The following is a 1605-nucleotide window of genomic DNA, read 5'->3' as shown; positions in this document are numbered from 1 at the left end:
TCGTGATTTGCTGCATTTCTATCAGAATGAGCCGGCTTTGTATGAACTGGATGATTCACCGGAAGGTTTTGCATGGATTAACGGTTCTGATGCGGAGCACAATATGCTGACATTCTGCCGTATGACCAAGGATAAGAAGAACTGTTTGTTATGTCATTTCAATTTCTCACCGGTGGCTTATGAGAATTTTCAGTCCGGTGTACTGTGTCCGGGAACCTATACAGAGGTCTTTAACAGCAATGCTGCAGAATACGGCGGCACAGGTCTGGTGAATCCGGAACCGATTGAAGCTGTGAAGGAAAGCTGGGATTTCAAGGACTACTCTATTAAATATCATCTGGGTGCTTATGGTGTATGTATTTTCAAGTTTGATTATGTAGAACCTAAGCGGGAAGAACCACAGAAACCGGCAAAGCGCTATACAAAAGAAGATATTCACAAATTGGCCGGTCATTACAAGAAAGTAAAATAGACTGAACTATTGGGCATGCCTCTGTTCTTAAAAAAAGGACAGGGGCATATCTTAAAGAAAAACGGGTGACGAAAGATGCTTCGTTTTCTGATCAGAGGACTTTTGGGGTCCTTTTTTATTACTGTTTTTTCTTTCTTTCTTACTGCCGCCGGGATTGTTTTGCCGGTAGGCGTCAATGTGCTGACTTTTTTGAGCTGTGCAATACTGGGTGTTCCCGGACTTTTGTTGGCCTATGGGCTTAGTTTTATTCAAATCTATGTCTGAAAATGTCGAAGCTCATGGATAGAACTCGAAAAAAGTCAGATTGTTCCGATGAATATTGATAAGAATCAGATAATATCGCATTTACAAAGCAGATAGGGACTGCTATAATTCAGATACAAAATCCAATTCATCAAAAATTCCCCTTTTAAAACGATAAAATTGAATAACAGGGTGTGAGACCATGATTTTACAGATGACGCTGCTGCTATTTATGGCAGCAGCTGCCGTGAAAGATTACCGCAGTTATTGGGTTCCGAATGAACTCATACTGGTTGGGGCTTTAAACGGGTATATCCTGCGCTTTTGGGCAGATGGTTCCGGAGGCGTGATCGATGGTGCGGCAGGAATGGTGTTGATTTTCATCCTTTGTGCAGGTTTTTTTGTCTTGTCAATGTTTGGTGCCGGAGATTTGAAGCTTATGATGGCAATGGCTGTCTATATGGGGCCTGTAAAGTCTGTACGGATACTGATTGTGTCACTGGTATTTGGTGCAGTTATTTCACTGTTGAAAATGTTGAAATATGACATTTGCAGAGAACGTTTCAGATATTTGCTGCATTATGCGCAGCGCATACAAAGGCATGGAGCAGAACCTTATATGGATATGTCGCATCTGCAGGGAAGAGAGCACTTTATCATACCGTTTGCTGTGCCGCTTTTTTTGGCACTGGCAGCAGAGGTTGTTGTTTGGAATATAGGTAGTTTGTGAGAGGTGGTGACCGAATGCGTTGAAAAATGTAACATTGCTGATACTGGAAAAACGAAAAAGTTATGGAGAAAGGCTTGCTGCGTTTCTTGGACGTCAGGCATATTCGCCATTTAATATCCAACTGTATCTGGAACATCCGATATCGGATGAAAAGTGGAAA

General features: G+C 41.9%; 3 protein-coding genes. All 3 read left to right on the top strand.

The window, feature by feature from the left end; genetic code table 11:
• Positions 1 to 472, top strand: a 472-nt coding sequence (locus tag WMO25_RS17835; protein WP_349086549.1) for an alpha amylase C-terminal domain-containing protein, incomplete at its 5' end; no start/stop codon positions are given.
• 75 nt (positions 473 to 547) lie between these two features.
• The gene (locus WMO25_RS18895; RefSeq protein WP_015513579.1) at positions 548 to 736 is read left to right on the top strand and encodes a pro-sigmaK processing inhibitor BofA family protein; all 189 of its coding nucleotides are present in this window, start codon (positions 548 to 550) and stop codon (positions 734 to 736) included.
• A 181-nt stretch (positions 737 to 917) separates the two neighbouring features.
• The gene (locus tag WMO25_RS17830; protein WP_349086548.1) at positions 918 to 1445 is read left to right on the top strand and encodes an A24 family peptidase; all 528 of its coding nucleotides are present in this window, start codon (positions 918 to 920) and stop codon (positions 1443 to 1445) included.
• Positions 1446 to 1605: the final 160 nt, after the last annotated feature.

It is taken from the genome of Coprococcus intestinihominis (assembly GCF_040096555.1).
Lineage (GTDB): Bacteria > Bacillota > Clostridia > Lachnospirales > Lachnospiraceae > Coprococcus_A > Coprococcus_A intestinihominis.
This window is presented reverse-complemented; position numbering and strand designations above follow the sequence as displayed.

Coding starts and splice junctions, on each gene's coding strand:
- WMO25_RS17830 (WP_349086548.1), top strand. CDS start 918: ATGATTTTACAGATGACGCTGCTGCTATTTATGGCAGCAGCTGCCGTG.
- WMO25_RS18895 (WP_015513579.1), top strand. CDS start 548: ATGCTTCGTTTTCTGATCAGAGGACTTTTGGGGTCCTTTTTTATTACT.